The organism is Rhodococcus sp. 5A-K4 (assembly GCF_046097995.1).
GTDB classification, from domain to species: domain Bacteria; phylum Actinomycetota; class Actinomycetes; order Mycobacteriales; family Mycobacteriaceae; genus Rhodococcus_F; species Rhodococcus_F erythropolis.
The window spans coordinates 13,003-30,094 of the sequence record NZ_JBJURM010000014.1 but is presented as its reverse complement, the minus strand read 5'-3'; the positions used below and the strand labels follow the sequence as shown (position 1 = coordinate 30,094).

Annotated in this window: 18 protein-coding genes; 11 read left to right on the top strand and 7 right to left on the bottom strand. The window is 63.4% G+C overall.

Annotation, left to right across the window (positions count from 1 at the left end):
- Positions 1-10 precede the first annotated feature (10 nt).
- From ACKAMS_RS18945 to ACKAMS_RS18935, 3 genes are all read left to right on the top strand, one after another.
- Positions 11-1,465 (top strand): NCS2 family permease, encoded by a 1,455-nt coding sequence (locus ACKAMS_RS18945; protein ID WP_020970489.1) that lies wholly within the window; start codon positions 11-13, stop codon positions 1,463-1,465.
- Between the two features lie 65 nt (positions 1,466-1,530).
- A complete protein-coding gene (locus ACKAMS_RS18940; protein WP_019744926.1) occupies positions 1,531-1,962 on the top strand; it encodes a MarR family winged helix-turn-helix transcriptional regulator in 432 nt (143 codons plus the stop codon).
- 129 nt (positions 1,963-2,091) lie between these two features.
- A complete protein-coding gene (locus ACKAMS_RS18935) occupies positions 2,092-3,399 on the top strand; it encodes an MFS transporter (protein WP_007733487.1) in 1,308 nt (435 codons plus the stop codon).
- Here the strand turns inward: ACKAMS_RS18935 and ACKAMS_RS18930 are convergent.
- Complete coding sequence (locus ACKAMS_RS18930; RefSeq protein ID WP_019744924.1) at positions 3,383-3,931, bottom strand: hypothetical protein; 549 nt, start codon at positions 3,929-3,931, stop codon at positions 3,383-3,385. The two genes, ACKAMS_RS18935 and ACKAMS_RS18930, sit on opposite strands and share 17 nt — an antisense overlap.
- A 70-nt stretch (positions 3,932-4,001) precedes the next feature.
- On the opposite strand from ACKAMS_RS18930, the gene ACKAMS_RS18925 reads away from it, so the two are divergent.
- The 3 genes from ACKAMS_RS18925 to ACKAMS_RS18915 are packed head-to-tail and all read left to right on the top strand — an operon-like array spanning position 4,002 to position 5,704.
- Positions 4,002-4,592: a TetR/AcrR family transcriptional regulator gene (locus ACKAMS_RS18925; protein WP_020908792.1), complete on the top strand. Its 591-nt coding sequence runs from the start codon at positions 4,002-4,004 to the stop codon at positions 4,590-4,592.
- 48 nt (positions 4,593-4,640) lie between these two features.
- Entirely contained in the window at positions 4,641-5,447 is an 807-nt protein-coding gene (locus tag ACKAMS_RS18920; protein ID WP_408989372.1) for a TrmH family RNA methyltransferase, read from the top strand.
- Positions 5,444-5,704, top strand: a complete 261-nt coding sequence (locus ACKAMS_RS18915; protein WP_092763031.1) for a DUF2537 domain-containing protein — start codon at positions 5,444-5,446, stop codon at positions 5,702-5,704. The genes ACKAMS_RS18920 and ACKAMS_RS18915 overlap by 4 nt, the downstream gene beginning before the upstream one ends.
- Before the next feature lie 20 nt (positions 5,705-5,724).
- Here ACKAMS_RS18915 and ACKAMS_RS18910 read toward each other — a convergent pair whose 3' ends face one another.
- The 4 genes from ACKAMS_RS18910 to ACKAMS_RS18895 all read right to left on the bottom strand — a co-directional run bounded on the left by ACKAMS_RS18910 (position 5,725) and on the right by ACKAMS_RS18895 (position 10,016).
- Positions 5,725-6,510: a DUF6928 family protein gene (locus tag ACKAMS_RS18910; RefSeq protein ID WP_205906673.1), complete on the bottom strand. Its 786-nt coding sequence runs from the start codon at positions 6,508-6,510 to the stop codon at positions 5,725-5,727.
- A gap of 52 nt (positions 6,511-6,562) precedes the next feature.
- Positions 6,563-7,504, bottom strand: coding sequence for a septation protein SepH (gene sepH / locus ACKAMS_RS18905; protein ID WP_222671233.1), 942 nt, complete (start codon positions 7,502-7,504; stop codon positions 6,563-6,565).
- Positions 7,505-7,703: 199 nt separating this feature from the next.
- Entirely contained in the window at positions 7,704-8,825 is a 1,122-nt protein-coding gene (gene serC, locus ACKAMS_RS18900) for a phosphoserine transaminase (protein ID WP_007733484.1), read from the bottom strand.
- 63 nt (positions 8,826-8,888) lie between these two features.
- A complete protein-coding gene (locus tag ACKAMS_RS18895) occupies positions 8,889-10,016 on the bottom strand; it encodes a citrate synthase 2 (protein WP_003940025.1) in 1,128 nt (375 codons plus the stop codon).
- Between the two features lie 245 nt (positions 10,017-10,261).
- On the opposite strand from ACKAMS_RS18895, the gene pdxH reads away from it, so the two are divergent.
- The 5 genes from pdxH to ACKAMS_RS18870 all read left to right on the top strand — a co-directional run bounded on the left by pdxH (position 10,262) and on the right by ACKAMS_RS18870 (position 15,283).
- Positions 10,262-10,975 carry a pyridoxamine 5'-phosphate oxidase gene (gene pdxH, locus ACKAMS_RS18890; protein WP_279163608.1) on the top strand — a complete coding sequence of 238 codons (714 nt, stop codon included), beginning with the start codon at positions 10,262-10,264 and terminating at the stop codon, positions 10,973-10,975.
- On the top strand, positions 10,972-12,237 hold the full coding sequence (locus ACKAMS_RS18885; protein ID WP_070385574.1) for an MFS transporter: 1,266 nt from the start codon (positions 10,972-10,974) through the stop codon (positions 12,235-12,237). Before pdxH ends, ACKAMS_RS18885 begins: the two co-directional genes overlap by 4 nt.
- 41 nt (positions 12,238-12,278) lie before the next feature.
- The gene (locus tag ACKAMS_RS18880; RefSeq protein WP_020908787.1) at positions 12,279-13,226 is read left to right on the top strand and encodes an aldose 1-epimerase family protein; all 948 of its coding nucleotides are present in this window, start codon (positions 12,279-12,281) and stop codon (positions 13,224-13,226) included.
- 358 nt (positions 13,227-13,584) lie between these two features.
- Complete coding sequence (locus ACKAMS_RS18875) at positions 13,585-14,883, top strand: citrate synthase (protein ID WP_020908786.1); 1,299 nt, start codon at positions 13,585-13,587, stop codon at positions 14,881-14,883.
- A gap of 37 nt (positions 14,884-14,920) precedes the next feature.
- On the top strand, positions 14,921-15,283 hold the full coding sequence (locus tag ACKAMS_RS18870) for an FKBP-type peptidyl-prolyl cis-trans isomerase (protein WP_019744913.1): 363 nt from the start codon (positions 14,921-14,923) through the stop codon (positions 15,281-15,283).
- Positions 15,284-15,375: 92 nt separating this feature from the next.
- Here the strand turns inward: ACKAMS_RS18870 and ACKAMS_RS18865 are convergent, their stop codons facing one another.
- Both ACKAMS_RS18865 and ACKAMS_RS18860 read right to left on the bottom strand, forming a co-directional pair.
- Positions 15,376-16,137, bottom strand: coding sequence for an ABC transporter permease (locus tag ACKAMS_RS18865; RefSeq protein ID WP_133727946.1), 762 nt, complete (start codon positions 16,135-16,137; stop codon positions 15,376-15,378).
- Positions 16,134-17,087 carry an ATP-binding cassette domain-containing protein gene (locus tag ACKAMS_RS18860; protein WP_408989371.1) on the bottom strand — a complete coding sequence of 318 codons (954 nt, stop codon included), beginning with the start codon at positions 17,085-17,087 and terminating at the stop codon, positions 16,134-16,136. The genes ACKAMS_RS18865 and ACKAMS_RS18860 overlap by 4 nt, the downstream gene beginning before the upstream one ends.
- Positions 17,088-17,092 lie beyond the last annotated feature (5 nt).

The following is a 17,092-nucleotide window of genomic DNA, read 5'->3' as shown; positions in this document are numbered from 1 at the left end:
AAGAACAAACATGGCGGCACCCGGCAAGATCCTCGACACCTATTTCAAGATCAGCGAACGAGGGTCGACGATCTCGACCGAGGTTCGCGGCGGTGTCGTCACCTTCGTGGCGATGGCCTACATCGTGGTCCTCAACCCCCTGATCCTCGGCAGTTTCTCGGCTGACGACGCTGCAGCGAAGACCGACGTTCTCGGCAACATCCTTCCGGTCAACCAGGTGGCTGCGGTCACCGCTCTGGTTGCCGGCCTGATGAGCATCGTCTTCGGTCTCGTTGCCAACTATCCGTTTGCCATCGCCGCGGGTCTCGGCATCAACAGCCTGCTCGCCGTCACCATCGCACCTCAGGTCACCTGGCCCGAGGCGATGGGACTGGTGGTCATCGACGGTGTGATCATCGTTCTGTTGGCACTCACCGGTTTCCGAACTGCGGTGTTCAATGCGATTCCCTCGGCATTGAAGTCCGCGATCGCGGCCGGTATCGGCATGTTCATCGCTTTCATCGGACTGGTCGACGCCGGATTCGTCCGCCGCATCCCTGATGCCGCCGGTACGACGGTTCCCGTCGGACTCGGAATCAACGGCTCGATCGCTTCGTGGCCGACCGTGGTGTTCATCTTCGGTGTCCTGCTCATGGGTGTTCTGGTCGTGCGCAAGGTTCGTGGTGGACTGCTGATCGGCATCGTCGTCACGACGATCCTCGCCGCGATCATCGAGGCAGTTGCCGACGTCGGACCCTCGCTCGGAACCAACCCCAAGGGCTGGAACCTCAGCATCCCCGCGATCCCGGAGATGCTCGGTGGTATGCCTGATCTGAGCCTGGTCGGCGACGTCAGCATCTTCGGCGCGTTCACCCGCATCGGTGTTCTGGCCGCCAGCCTGCTTGTCTTCACCCTCGTGCTCGCGAATTTCTTCGACGCCATGGGCACGATGACGGGTCTCGGTAAGGAAGCCGGCCTGACCGACAAGGACGGAAACCTCCCCAACGTCGGTCGCGCGCTTGTCGTCGAAGGCGCGGGCGCGATCGTGGGCGGTGGCGCTTCGGCGTCGTCGAACACCGTGTTCGTGGAATCCGCGTCGGGTATCGCCGAAGGCGCCCGCACGGGCCTGGCAAATGTCGTGACCGGACTGCTCTTCCTCGTCGCGATGTTCCTGACGCCGCTCTACTCCGTCGTGCCGATCGAGGCAGCTGCGCCTGCCCTCGTCGTCGTCGGTGCGCTGATGATCGGACAGGTCCGAGACATCGATTTCACCAAGTTCTCGGTGGCTCTCCCGGCGTTCCTGACCATGATCGTCATGCCGTTCACCTACTCGATCGCCAACGGCATCGGTGTCGGCTTCATTTCATGGGTGGTCCTGCACGCTGCCAGCGGTGGTATCAAGAAGATCCACCCGTTGCTCTGGATCGTGGCGGCACTTTTTGTGGCCTACTTCACTGTCGGACCCATTACCGACGCCCTTACGTGAAATCAGGGTTGACCGGTATTCGATTACGTGAGCTACCGGCCAGCTCTTGACGTATTGTCTGACGCGTGACCACCGAAACTCGTGCGCTGGCCAGCGATCTTTCCCTGGCTGTAGTGCGTCTCACCAGGCATCTGCGCGGCCGCAGAGTCGACGCTCAGGTATCGCTGACGCAACTGTCCGCTTTGGCGAGCCTGGATCAGTACGGCCCGATGACCCCTGGCGTACTCGCAGCACGTGAGAAAGTTCAGCCGCCGTCGATGACGCGCGTTGTTGCTTCTCTCGCCGAGCTCGGTCTGGTCGAGCGCTCGCCGCATCCCACGGACGGTCGTCAGATCATCGTGAATCTCTCCGACGCCGGGCAGGCGTTGCTCGCGGACGAGACCCATGCGCGTGAGGCGTGGATGAACGAGCAGCTGGCCGGGCTGGGTGGCGAAGAACTCGCGACGCTGCGCGGTGCCGTCGGGATCATCACGGAGATGGTCAACAAGACGGAGTAGTTCCGCGAGTTATGCGGTCGCGTAGCTCCGCTACGCAGAGGTCGCGTAGCTCCGCTACATAGAGGTCGTTGCCCAAACGAATTACTCGAGGGGCAAGATAGTGGGGTGCCCCGAGACCCCGATTCCGGCATGTTTGCCGCGCTCCACAACCGCAACTACCGCCTTTGGGCTTCCGGACAGATCGTTTCTCTGGTCGGCACGTGGATGCAACGTATCGCCCAGGACTGGCTGGTACTGACGCTCTCGGACGGCAACGCGTTGGCGGTGGGCATCGTCATGGCCTTGCAGTTCGGTCCGACGCTGTTTCTGTCGGTGTGGGGTGGGGTGCTGGCCGATCGGTACGACAAGCGTCGGATCCTGATCTTCACGCAGTGGGCGAGTGCGGTATGCGCACTGGTGTTGGGTCTGTTGGACGTCGGTGGGCTCGTCGCGTTGTGGCACGTCTTCCTGATCGCCTTTGCCCTCGGCTGTGTCTCGGCGCTCGACGCACCGGTGCGTCAGTCGTTCACTATCGAGATGGTGGGCAAGGAACACCTGTCCAATGCCATCGCGCTCAACTCGATGACGTTCAACACGGCCCGCATCGTCGGTCCGGCCATCTCGGGTGTTTTGATCAACCTGATCGGAACTGGATGGGTGTTCCTGCTCAACGTCGCGACGTTCGGTGGGGTCCTCATCGCGCTGTACCTGATGAACAAGAAGGAGCTGATCCCGTCCGAACCGGCGCCGCGTACCAAGGGGCAGGTGCGCGACGGGTTCCGATATGTGTGGGGTCGCAAGGACCTTCGGGTGATCATGGTGTCCGTCTTCATGGTCTCGACGTTCGGCCTGAACTTCGCGATCAGCCTGGCGGTGATGGCGCGCAACACGTTCGGTCTCGAAGCCGACGGTTACGGACTGCTGTCCACGACGCTTGCTGTGGGAACCCTTGCAGGCGCTGCGTATGCCGCAAGGCGCAAGGAAGCGCCGCGGTTGCGGACGTTCCTCGGTGCCGCAGTGGCTTTCGGCGTGTTCGAGGTCGCGGTGGGATTGATGCCTACCTACGCGTTGGTGGCGCTGATGTTGATTCCCACGGGCGCACTGACGTTGACGTTCACGACGTCCGCGATGAACATCCTGCAGATGTCGGTCCCCTCCGAGATGCGCGGGCGGGTGATGGGCATCTACATGCTCAGCTTCCTCGGTGGCACACCGCTGGGAAGCCCGCTGCTTGGTTGGCTCGCCGACTCCGTGGATCCCCGTGCGCCCCTGATCGTGGGCGGAGTGATCTCGCTCGTCTCAGGCACAGTGGCCGGGGTGTACCTGCTACGTAGCGAAGGGCTGAAACTTCGTCTTGCGAGGCCGGAAGACGGTGGAAGGTTGCCGGTGTTCGTCCTGCGTCCGGTGATCGTGTGCGACGCGACCGAACAGGCAGTCGAGGCTAGCCGCGCGCCGTGACCTTCTCTCGCTTGGGAAACACCGTGTAGCTCAGGGCGATTGCTCCCCAGATTCCCAGCACCACTGTCAGCTTGCTGATCCATCCGTCGAGGGCACCCGTACGTGCAGGGTCGTCGACGAGGAATATGGCCGCGCCGAGAAGTCCGCACGCGATGGCCCAGGCGATCGCGGCTTTGCCGAACTCGCGCCATTCGCGCAGTGCTCGCGCACTCCCGTACTTGGGTGGCGCGACGGGAGCCGGGCCGCCGGCGAATCGGTAGGCGAACCTGGCGTCGGCCCAGGAGATGAGACTGTGCCCGAACGCAACGGAGAAGCCGATGTAGGCCGCAGCAAGCCCGTGGGTGAAGTTCGCCTCGCCGCCGCCCCGAAGATCGAGGGCTGTGGCGACGAGCAGGACGACGTCGACCAGGGGTGCGCAGATGAGCAGTGCGGCACCCAGCGTCTTGCGGCGCAGCAGATAGCGGGCGGCGAGACCGGCGGCGATGAACACCCAGAACATGATTTCGCACGCGATGATCAGATGGACGATCATGACATCAGCTCATTTCTAGTACGACTGTGTTAGTGATCGAAAACTAGCACAACTGTGTTAGCTTTGTGAAGTGGTGAAACGAAGCAGCCCCGATGAGCGACGGGAAGAGATCGCCGAGGCTGTCTGGCGTGTGATCCGTCGCGATGGTGTGGCGAGCGCGAGCGTCCGGGCCGTCGCAGACGAGGCGAAGATGTCGACGGGGTCGCTACGCCACTTCTTCGCGACGCAGTCCGAACTGTTGCTGTTCGCGATGACGCTCGTGACCGTCCGGGTGGAGAAGAGGATTGCCGGCATCGACTTCGATCCCGACATCCGCCGCGCGATCCGCCAGTTCACCGATCAGTTCGTTCCCCTCGACGAAGATCGGCGTGAAGAAATGCAGGTCTGGGAGGCGTTTGCTGCTGCCGCCCAGACCGATTCGACGTTGACGGCAGTGCGTGACGAGACGGACCGGACGCTGTTCGAGCACTATCGAACATTTGTCGAGGCCGTACATGATGCAGGATTCCTGCAGCCGGACGCTTCGGTCGACATCGAGGCGATGAGGTTGCATGCGCTCGCCGACGGGCTCGCGTCGCACGGCGTCGACAATCCCGAGCGAACCAATCCGCAGGTGATCGGCCGGGTGCTCGACGCGCATTTCGCTACGCTGCTGCGCTAGGTCGGGAGTAGTGACGGGGGCCCGCGGTGCGTACGGCACGATAGACCCGTGGTTCACGTCATCGACATCTCAGATCCCGCCGACCCCCGGTTGGATGACTTTCGCGATCTCAACTCCTCGGATCGGCGCCCCGACCTGCCGGAGGGCAAGGGACTGGTCATCGCCGAAGGAGTGTTCGTCACTCAGCGACTGCTGACGTCGCGGTTCCAGCCGATCAGTCTTCTCGGCGTCGAACGACGGCTCCTGGAGCTCGCTGACGATCTCGACGGTGTGGACGTGCCGTTCTACCGTACGAGCGCCGAAGTGATGGCCGAGGTCGTCGGATTCCACCTGAACCGTGGCGTCCTCGCTGCAGCAGCGCGCCCGGCACCACTCGCGGTCTCGGACGTGCTGAAGGACGCAAAGACCGTCGTGGTCCTCGAAGGCGTCAACGATCACGAGAACCTCGGCTCGATGTTCCGCAACGCTGCAGGGCTCGGCGTGGACGCCGTTCTGTTCGGGAAGGGTTGTGCTGACCCGCTGTACCGGCGGTCGGTCCGTGTGTCGATGGGGCACGTGCTGCGAGTGCCCTTCGCGCATGTGGCAAAGTGGCCACACGACTTGGATGAGCTGCGTGGCAACGGTTTTCAGCTCATATCCTTGACTCCGAAGCCGGAAGCGGTCACTTTGGCCGAAGCGATGACCGGGGAGAAGGTGGCGCTACTGCTGGGAGCCGAGGGGCCAGGTCTGACCGAACATGCGATGCGGGCCACCGACATTCGTGCCAAGATACCGATGGCACCCGGCACCGATTCGCTCAACGTCGCAACCGCAGCGGCTATGGCCTTCTACGAACGTGTCAGGACCGGCCGGTGACTCTGGACCGCACGCCCTGGTTTACCGGAATCGCGGTGTCGGTATTCGCCGCGATGCTCTCGACCAGCGCTGTCGCGGCGTTCTGCGTCGCGCTGGGTAACGTGAACGTGCTCCTGGCAGTTGTCGTCAATATCATTGCGGTAGGCGGACTTGCGCCGACCGTCTGGCGCTGGCGAGCCGTCTCCGTGTGGCGATGGGTGGTCTACGGCGCGGTAGTCGGCGTTCCGCTCGGGTGGATCGCAGCGATAGCCGCGTGACCGTGTGAGGCTGCTCGGCGCTACTTGAACCCGAAGTACCGGGCGAGGCGGCCACGCGGCTTGGCCGCGGGTGCGTCGTGGATCGGCGGCATGTTTTCGGGCATGGGTATCTCTGTCGGCGCCTGCTCGGGTACCGGTACGGGAGCTGGGGGCGCAGGTTTGGGTGCCTCGCCGGGGCGGTGAATCTTGAAGCCCCACAGGAGAATCTGCGTTGTGTCGAGTTCGTGTTCTCGCGGCGCGCCGGTGTATCGGAATCCCAGCCACTCGAGGTTGGCGGACTCCGCGAACTGCTGCGGGTGGAACGGAAGTGACTGCGGATCGGGCAGGATCCCGGGCGGGTAACGCAGGGGATGGTTGCCGGCCCAGAATTCCAGTTCCCACGTCTGCGGGATCCCCAGATTTTCGACGATGTCGATCGGGATGGCACTGAACGAGCGTCGTAGCTCGCCGTTCTCCCACAGTGCAAACGAACCCTGCGCGGTTTCGGGGACGGAGCTGATCAACAGCGTCGAGCCACCCTCGGCCGAAAGGTGCCAGGACTCAGGCAGTTTCGAGGGGACAAATGTGCTGAGTTCGGAACTGCAGACGACGCTCACTCGGCCGTACGCGCCGACGAAGACGTAGCCGGGGCTCACCGTCGCGGCCATCGACAGCGGCTGAGGACCGAGAGACTCGAACTCCTTGTCCGGGTACAGCGACATGGCGATTTTCAGCGCCTCGGTCTGATCCGGCTGTGGGTACTTGCTCAATTCGGTGCGAGCGTCTGCGCCGCCCAGAAACCAGATCGTCGATACCCGTGCAGCCACCGGCAGCCCTCTCTCCTCAGCCTCGCTCGAAAGAAGAATACTTTCCTTCGGGTCAGCGACCGCTGCTGCGGACCCCGAGGAGTACGTCGTCCCACGAGGGAAGAGCAGGCCGTCCGCGCTTGTCCTTGGTCTGCGTCTGCTGCGGAGCGGTTTTCGGGGTCACGTCCGGTGCAGGCTCGGGAACCTCTTCGGCGACGACTGTCTCCGGCTCGACAGCAATCGGCTCGGGCGCCACGATTCGTTCCGCCACCACCGTTCGCTCGGAAGCTGCTGTCCGCTCGGAAACTGCTGTCCGCTCGGAAACTGCAGAGGGCTCCGGCTCGATCTCCGCCATCGGTTCGGCGTCGAATCGGGACAGTTCAAGCTGCTGCGGCTCGTTCGAGACCACCGGTACCAGGCCGCGGAGCGGGCGACCGAAGTCGGGATCGATCAAGTCGAATGCCGCGTCGTCGAGTGCGACGATCGTTCCGCCGTGCGCGTCGGGCTGGTAGCGCCAGTGTGCGGCGTTGGTGGTGCGGCCGGCCTGCCACTGCAACTGGGCGACCCACTGATTGTCCTCGTCGCGCCAGGCATCCCAGGTGGCCTCGTCGATGCTGTGTCCGCGGGCGCGGAATGCGTGGGTCACGATTTCGGAGAGGGTGGGAACCGTCGGACCGTTGTCGCGCACCGGGTGTCCGCCCTGCGCCATTTCCGCGGCGCGGGAACGCTCGAGCAGAACGGGGTACGCAAAGCGCTCGACCTTGCTGATGGGGATCTTCGCTTCTTCGGCGACCTGCTCTACGGAAGCACCGGAACGAATGCGCGCCTGAATTTCGCGGGGACGGAGTTGGCTTTCCATTTCGATCTCAATCTGGCCGAGTCGAGCCACGTCTCCGCGGGAAGCTGCACGAAGTTTGTCATCGGCGGGAAGCCGGAATTTCTGGCCGGTTTCAGCATCTGCGCACACCACATGCGATCCATCGGGTTCAAGTCCGATCACTCGAAGCTCTCGCACATTGACCTCCTTATCGCGCCGGCTCGCGACTTTGCGCCGCGCTCAACTGTAATTCATTCGTGACCATGGACTCGGCAGGACACGCAGGGCGAGATGACCTCGGATCCGACCACCGGTGTGGTAGCTCACAAGGCCTGGCGCAAACGACGCTCGGCCCCCGACATCATGTCGGGGGCCGAGCGGTGAAGCAGTATGAAAATCAGCCGAGCTGAGAAACGACCCAGTCGATGCTCTTGGTGAGAGCGGTGACGTCATCGGGGTCGATGGCCGGGAACATGCCGACGCGCAGCTGGTTGCGGCCGAGCTTGCGGTACGGCTCGGTATCGACGATTCCGTTGGCGCGCAGGATCTTTGCCACCTCGGCAGCGTCGACGTCGTCGTTGAAGTCGATGGTGCCGACAACCTGCGAGCGGTGTGCCGGATCAGCGACGAACGGGGTTGCGAACTCGCTGGCCTCGGCCCAGTTGTACAGGCGCGAGGACGAATCCGCGGTGCGAGCGGTGGTCCAGTCGAGGCCGCCGTTGCTGTTCATCCACTCGATCTGGTTGGCGAAGAGCAACAGGGTGGCCAGGGCCGGGGTGTTGTACGTCTGATCCTTGGAGCTGTTGTCCACGGCGATGGGCAGCGAGAGGAAGTCAGGCGTCCAGCGGCCCGAATCCTTGATCTCCGCGACGCGCTCGAGGGCGGCCGGGCTCATCAGCGCGATCCACAGTCCGCCGTCTGCGGCGAAGCACTTCTGCGGAGCGAAGTAGTAGACGTCGGAATCGGCGACGTTGACCGGAAGTCCACCGGCGCCCGAGGTGGCGTCGATGGCGATCAGTGCGTTCTCCGAACCCGCGGGGCGCGAGACGGGGATCGACACACCGGTGGAGGTCTCGTTGTGCGCCCAGCCGATGAGATCGACGGACGGGTCGGAGACCGGCACCGGTGCGCTGCCCGGATCGGCGGAAACGACGATCGGGTCACCGATGAACGGGTTGGCCTTGGCGACCGAAGCGAACTTGGAGCTGAATTCGCCGTTGGTCAGGTGCAGCGACTTCTCGCGGATGAGGCCGAATGCGGCCGCATCCCAGAACGCAGTGGTTCCGCCGTTGCCGAGGACGACCTCGTAGCCCTCGGGCAGTGAGAACAGATCGGCGAGGCCGGAACGAATGCTGGCCACAACGTTCTTGACCGGCTTCTGGCGATGGCTGGTGCCGAACACCGAAGCGCCCACCTCGACCAGGGACTGCAGCTGCTCGGGGCGAACCTTGGAAGGACCGCAGCCGAAGCGTCCGTCGGCGGGCTTGAGGTCGGCGGGGATGATCGGTGTGGAGGTCATCGCTTCTTTCTGTTCCTTCACTTGTGTTCTGTACTACCGTGATTGGCGAATTCGAGCGGGGTACTACGCGTGGCTGATCTGGTCCCAGCCCTCGACCGACTCCGGAGTACGGGGCGCCGGGCCGGTGTAGATGGCGGCCGGGCGTACCAGCTTACCGAGACGCTTCTGCTCGAGGATGTGTGCACACCAGCCGGCGGTGCGGCCACAGGTGAACATGGCAGGCATCATGTGCGCGGGAACCTCGGCGAAGTCGAGGATGACGGCGGCCCAGAACTCGACGTTGGTCTCGATCGCGCGATCGGGACGACGCTCACGCAGTTCTGCCAGTGCAGCCTGCTCGAGAGCTGCGGCAGCTTCGTAGCGGGGAGCGTTGAGGCGCTTCGCGGTAGCGCGAAGCACGCGAGCACGGGGATCTTCGGCGCGGTAGACGCGGTGTCCGAAGCCCATGAGCTTTTCCTTGCGGTCGAGGATTCCCTTGACCAGTGCGCGGGCGTCGCCGGTCTTCTCGGTCTCTTCGATCATCGGAAGAACGCGGGCCGGTGCGCCGCCGTGCAGCGGGCCGGACATCGCGCCGATGGCGCCGGAAAGCGAGGCAGCGACGTCGGCGCCGGTGGAGGCGATGACGCGGGCCGTGAAGGTGGAGGCGTTCATGCCGTGCTCGGCTGCCGAGACCCAGTACGCGTCGATTGCCTCGACGTGTGCCGGATCAGGCTCACCCTTCCAGCGAACCATGAAGCGCTCGGTGACCGTCTTGGCCTCGTCGATGCGGCTCTGTGGGACTGCAGGCTGGTAGATGCCGCGAGCGGACTGCGCGACGTACGACAGTGCCATGACGGATGCGCGGGCGAGCTGGTCGCGGGCGGTCTCGTCATCGATGTCGAGGAGCGGCTGGTATCCCCAGATTGGAGCCAGCATCGCCAGTCCGGCCTGGACGTCGACACGGACGTCGCCGGTGTGAATGGGGAGGGGGAAGGGCTCGGCCGGCGGGAGGCCGGGGCCGAAGCGGCCGTCGACGAGAAGGGCCCATACGTTGCCGAAGGTGACCCTCTGGCCGACCAGGTCTTCGATGTCGACTCCGCGGTAGCGCAGTGCGCCGCCGTCCTTGTCGGGTTCTGCGATATCGCTGGTGAAGGCGACGACGCCTTCGAGTCCGCTCACAAAATCGTCCGGTATTGCTGCGCTCGCTGCCATTCTCGTGGACTCTCCTCGTTCGAGTGCGCCAGGTCTACAGTCGCACTGCCTCAGCTTCAGTGACTGCGCCTCGGTGCTCGCAGGGATGAGCACGCACCGTGTTTTGTACTGCGCAATCGTCTCGTCCCGATTCGGTTGCTGTCGCTGGTGCGGCTCGCGGTCCGGGTCGGGTCTAGCCACGGCAAACTTTAGCGCGTGCCGCGTAGCCGTTGGCCAGTGAGTACCCGGGAGTAGCGTTCTCGGCTGTGTCGAATGAACGTCAGGACCCGCAGGCGGTGGACAACGAACTCGCGGCCATGCGTGTGGGCTATCCGCAAGCAGGCAGCGAATCGGAGTCCGTCGAGGACCGCATGAGTGCGGAATTGGATACCTCGGTCGTCGAGACCGGTTGGCTGCCCCTCATGCGTCAATGGCTTGTGGACGCCGTCGAAGCTGACGCGCCGGAGCCCAACGCCATGACTCTGTCGACGGTGGACGACGGTGGCCGTCCGGCGTCGCGGACCGTGCTCTGCAAAGGGCTCAGCGAAGACGGTGTCCTCTTCTTCACCAACTACGGATCCGACAAGGCTCGTCACCTCGACGCCCACCCGTACGCGTCGGCCAACTTCACGTGGCTGACCCTTGCCAGGCAGGTGACCGTCCGCGGCACCACCGAGCGCGTGAGTGCTCAACTGACGCAGGAGTATTGGCGAACCAGGCCTCGTGGATCGCAGCTCGGCGCGTGGGCGTCGTCGCAGTCTCGTCCGATCGACTCGCGTGCCGATCTCGACGAGCAACTGCGTGAGGTCGCCGCCCGATTCGGCGTGGACGGTGAGATTCCGGTGCCACCGAACTGGGGCGGGATTCTGATTCGGCCCGAGTCCGTCGAGTTCTGGCAAGGACGCGCGAACCGCATGCACAATCGAGTTCGCACGAGCCTGGTCGACGGACAGTGGTCCGCCGTCCGTCTCCAGCCGTGAGCCGGTTACTCGCGGACACGACTCCGCTCGAGAATCGCGACTATCGACGGCTGTGGACGGCCGGCATCGTCACCGTCATCGGCGCTCAGCTCAGTGTGGTCGCCGTACCGCAACAGGTGTACGAGATCACCCGAAGCTCGGCCTACGTCGGTCTGACGGGAATCTTCGGTCTGGTCCCGCTGGTCGTTTTCGGTCTGTGGGGCGGCGCACTGGCCGACGTCATGGATCGACGACGGCTGTTGATGATCACCTCGATCGGACTCGGTGTCACGTCGGTGCTGTTCTGGATCCAGGCTGCTCTGAACGTGAACAACGTGTGGTTGGTGCTCGGATTGTTCTCGGTTCAACAGGCGTTCTTCGCGGTGAACCAACCGACGCGAGCGGCGATCATCCCTCGGTTGATTCCGGGCAGGCAGTTACCTGCCGCGAACTCGCTGAACATGACTGTCGTGCAGTTCGGTGCGATAGCCGGCCCGCTACTGGCGGGTGTCCTCATACCGTCGGCCGGTCTGCAACTGCTGTACCTGCTCGACTCGATCTTTCTGATCGCCACGTTGTGGGCAGTATGGAAGCTCCCGGCGATTCCGCCGACCGGCACGTCTCGACGGGCAGGATTGAGCGAAGTCCTCGGCGGTTTCACGTATCTCGCGACGCAGAAGGTTCTGCTCGCGTCGTTTGTGGTGGACATCATCGCGATGGTGTTCGGGATGTCGCGAGCACTGTTCCCGGAGATCGCACACGAATCCTTCGGTGACCCCGCCAGCGGTGGTTTTGCGCTCGGACTGCTGTTCGCGGCGATGTCGGTGGGAGCAGTTCTGGGCGGTATCTTCTCGGGTTGGTTGCCACGAGTTCAGTACCAGGGGCGGGCCGTGCTGGTCTGCATCGCGCTGTGGGGGCTGTCCATGGTCGGCTTCGGCGTAGCGGTGTACTTCGCGAGTCCCGGTTCCAGTGTGATTCTGCTCTGGGTGGCGGTCGCATTCCTGGCATTCGGCGGCGCCGTCGACATGGTCTCGGCCGCATTCCGCAGCACGATGCTTCAGCAAGTGGCAACCGATGACATGCGCGGACGACTGCAGGGCGTGTTCATCGTGGTCGTGGCAGGTGGTCCGCGCATCGGTGACGTCCTGCACGGCGGTGCGGCCTTCCTGTTCGGGACCGGTGTCGCGGCAGCGGGCGGCGGCTTCCTGGTGATTGTCGGTGTTGTCCTTTCTGCCCTCGCATTTCCGGCGTTCGTTCGCTACAAGGTGGGACGCGCCGTCTGACGTCCTGGTTAACCGGTCGCTCGTGGTGGAAACTGGTACGTATGACTGCGCCGCACAGCACGGGTAGGGGAGGGTTCGAGATCCGTGGTGGCGGCTATCGAGCCGAGATCGCCGCGGCCGGTGCCGGGTTGCGGCTTCTCGACCACGAAGGACCGAACGGTCAGCGCGCGCTGACCGAGACCTGGGCACTCGGATCGAAGCCACCCCTGTCGGCCGGATTGGTTCTCGCGCCGTGGCCCAATCGAATTCGCGACGGGCACTTCATGTTCGACGGCATCGAGCATCAACTCGAGATCACCGAACCTGCGCTGGGGAACGCGAGCCACGGGTTCGTCCGTCGTCGCAATTGGAGCCTCGTGGACCACACCTACGAGCGCGTCGAACTGTCGGTGGACGTCGGACTGCACAAGGGTTGGCCGTATCCGTTGCAGCTGACGATCGCCTATGAGGTCGGTGCCGACGGGTTGACCGTCACGCATACGGCCACGAACAAGGGTGCGACCTCGTCGCCGTTCGGGCTCGGAATGCACACCTTCATTCGCGCCGGCGACTTTCCGCTCGACGAATGTGCGCTGCATCTGGCCGCAGGCACGCGGTTGCCGATCGATCCGGCGAGGATGCTGCCGAACGCGTATTCGCAGGCAGTCGCCGGTACGGATTACGACTTCCGGACACCGAGACTGCTCGACGGGGTTCAGTTGGACACGCCGTACAGCGCATTGGACGTCGTCGACGGCAGTGGTCGGACGCAACATGAGCTGCTGGCTCCGGATGGAACGGGCACTGCCCTGTGGACCAACCGCGAGTTCCCGTGGATTCAGGCCTTCATCGCAGATCCCGCCAACGACAAGGGGTATCCCGATCGCGGCCGCGCATTGGCTTTGGAACCGATGACCTGCCCGCCTGACGCCTTCAATTCGGGCATCGACCTCCTGGTGCTTCACCCGGGTCAGACGTGGACGGGTAGCTGGGGCATCAAGGCTCTGTGATCCGGCTCTCATACCGTGGGATCGTGTAACGCCGAGTAAGCATCAGCCGATAACGATCGGTTTTCGGTACCTCGTGTCAGTGCTCCGGACGGTCCGACATTGGTCCCATTCTCGGATTGCTGCCGAGATTTGCAGATCAGTGTGGGTAAATGCGCGATTCCGTAGACTGGAGTACCGGTCACGCGAGTGGGAAAACCCAGCCTGGAACGTGTTTCAGTTTCGGTGGGTATGTCGGGTTCGTGAGTACCCGAAAAATAGCCGTGGAGCGACCCTCCTTCGGCACGATCTCTCCCGTGCGACTAGTTTCTAGTTGATCGCATGTAGTTACTCGTTGGTTCGAGCTTGAGAGGGATCCTTCGTGCCCGCTGACAATGACACAAAGCCCACGCTTACTTACCCCGGTGGTGAGTACACGATGTCCATTGCCAGGGCAACAGAGGGCAATGACGGCATCGAGCTGGGAAAGCTGCTGGCCACAACGGGGTACACCACCCTTGACCCCGGTTTTGTGAACACTGCATCCACCAGTTCTGCAATCACCTACATCGACGGTGAGAAGGGAATCCTGCGTTACCGCGGATATCCCATCGAGCAGTTGGCAGGTAAGTCGACGTTCATCGAGGTCAGCTACCTGCTGATCTACGGCGAACTGCCGACCGACGCCCAGCTCGAGTCCTTCACGGACCGCATTCGTCGACACACCCTGCTTCACGAGGACCTCAAGCGGTTCTTCGACGGATTCCCGCGCAACGCTCACCCGATGCCGGTTCTCTCTTCCGCAGTGAACGCACTGTCGGCGTACTACCAGGATTCGCTCGATCCCGAGGATCCGGAGCAGGTGGAACTGTCCACCATCCGTCTTCTTGCGAAGCTGCCGACCATCGCTGCGTACGCGTACAAGAAGTCCGTCGGACAGCCGTTCCTGTACCCGGACAACTCGTTGAACCTGGTCGAGAACTTCATGCGTATGACGTTCGGCTTCCCGGCCGAGCCGTACCAGGGTGATCCCGAGGTCGCCAAGGCACTCGACATGCTGCTGATCCTGCACGCGGACCACGAGCAGAACTGCTCCACGTCGACCGTGCGCATGGTCGGCTCGTCGGACGCCAACCTGTTCACCTCCGTCTCTGCCGGCATCAACGCACTGTGGGGCCCGCTGCACGGCGGCGCGAACCAGGCAGTGCTCGAGATGCTCGACGAGATCAAGGCCAGCGGCAGCACCGCAGCCGAGTTCGTCCGCAAGGTCAAGAACAAGGAAGACGGCGTGAAGCTCATGGGCTTCGGGCACCGCGTCTACCGCAACTACGATCCGCGCGCTGCGCTGGTCCGCGAAACCGCGCACACCATCCTCGCCAAGCTCGGCGGCGACGACGAACTGCTCAACATCGCAATGCAACTCGAAGAGGCCGCCCTCACGGACGACTACTTCATCGAGCGCAAGCTCTACCCGAACGTCGACTTCTACACCGGCCTCATCTACCGCGCGATGGGCTTCCCGCCGCGCATGTTCACGGTGCTGTTCGCCATGGGCCGTCTGCCCGGCTGGATTGCGCACTGGCGTGAAATGCACGAGGATCCGGCTACGAAGATCGGCCGCCCGCGCCAGATCTACACCGGCTACACCGAGCGTGACTATCGGGATATCACCACCCGCTAGCCCCTGCCCACAATTTTCGCCTCAACGAGGAGGACCCATGAGTAGCAAGCCCGTAATCGAGTTCCAGGAAGGCCCCGCGCCGACCGATCTGGTCATCAAGGATCTGGTTGTCGGAGAAGGCGCCGAAGCCGTTCCCGGTGGCACCGTCGACGTTCACTACGTCGGTGTCGAGTTCGAGTCCGGTGAAGAGTTCGACTCTTCCTGGAGCCGTGGCGAGTCCATTCAGTTCCCGCTTCGTGGCCTGATCAAGGGTTGGCAGGACGGCATCCCGGGCATGAAGGTCGGCGGACGTCGCCAGCTCACCATTCCGCCGGAGCTGGCATACGGCCCCGCCGGTGCAGGGCACCAGCTTTCCGGCAAGACCTTGGTCTTCGTGATCGATCTGCTGGAAGCCAAGTAATTCACTGTGCGCCTTTATTAACCCCCCGCGGTTAATAAAGGCGCACAGCACAAGCAGCCCCGCACCGTCAGGTGTGGGGCTTTCTTGTGTGGTCAGCTCGCGGTCTTTCGTCGGTAGAGCCAGTTCGACCACACGAATCCCGCGGCGGCGATGCCCAGACACCACGCGAGGGCGATGGCCGCGCTGTTCCCGATCGGCGTGCCCATCAGGAGTCCGCGCACCGTCTCGATGATCGGGGTTACCGGTTGGTGCCGGGCAAATCCCTGCAGCCATGACGGCATGGTCTCAGCCGGTACGAAAGCAGTGCTGACGTAGGGCAGGAACATGATGGCGAAGGTGAATCCGCTTGCAGCCTCCGGGTTCTTGGCCAAGAGCCCCAAAGCTGTCGAGAGGTACGACATGGCAAAGACGAAGGCGACGATCACAGCGGCGACGCCGAGCCAGCGCAACGGATCGCTGGTCGGGCGAAATCCCATGATCAGCGCAACGACGACCACGATCGCCGTAGTAAGGACGTTGCGGACGACGCTGGCCAGTACATGACCGGTCAGGACCGACGACGGAGAGATCGCCAGGGTCCGGAAACGGTCGATGACCCCGTCCTTCATGTCGCTCGAGACGCTGACCGCGGTGGTCGAGGCACCGAAACCGGCGCACAGAAGGATGATTCCTGGTACGACGTAGTCGATGTACTCGCTACCGGTGTTGATGGCGCCGCCGAAGACGTAGACGAACAGCAGCATGAGCATGACCGGAAGGGCTATCGCGGTGATCATCGAATCCGGACTGCGCAGAACGTGTTTGAGATTCCGGCGGAGCATCACCGCGGAATCGATTGCAATGGTGGAGGTCATCGAACGCTCGCAATCTCGGGTTGGCCTGATCCGGTGAGCGCGAAGAACACGTCGTCCAGATCCGGAGTGTGAACGGAGAACTTCTCGACGGTGATCGACGGATCGTCGATCGAGTCGAGGATGGCTTTGATCGAAGGAAGCGCCCCGTCGGAAGGGATGTGCAGGGTCAAGGTCTCGGCATTCGAATGCGCCTGCGGCAGTGATGCCGCGGCGAGTTCGAGTTGAGCCAGGTTCTCGAATTGCAGAGCGACATGGCCGCCGGGAACAAGGCGTTTGAGTTCGTCCGGTGTTCCCTCGGCGACGAGGCGACCGCCGCTCAGCACGCCGACTGTATCGGCCAATTCGTCTGCCTCGTCGAGGTATTGGGTGGTGAGGAAGATGGTGACGCCTGACGCTGTGAGTCCTCGAACGATCGACCACATTTCGTGGCGGCTCCGCGGGTCCAGGCCGGTGGTGGGTTCGTCGAGAAAGACGACGTCCGGTCGGGCGACGAGGCTCATTGCGATGTCGAGTCGTCTGAGCATGCCGCCCGAGTAGTCGCCGGCGCGTTTGTCGCCGAAGTCCGTCAAATCGAACTGGTCGAGCAATTCCTCGGCACGGCGACGGGAGTTCTTCCGGCCCAGGTGATTCAGTTCGCCCAGTAGGATCAGGTTCTCGAATCCGGTCAGCAAGGTGTCGACGGCCGCGTTCTGCCCGGTCACGCTGATGCGCCGCCGAACGTTCTGTGGATCTCCGGGCAGTGAATGCCCCGCGACCGTGACCTCGCCTCCGTCGAAGGGGATGAGGGTGGTGAGAATTCTTACGGCCGTGGTCTTTCCGGCGCCGTTCGCGCCGAGGAGTGCGTACACCGATCCGGCCGGGACCGACAGGTCGAGTCCACCCAGTACCTGTTGATCGCCGTAGCGCTTACGGAGTCCGCGGACCGAGATTGCGGGGATCGTTCCTGACATCGAGA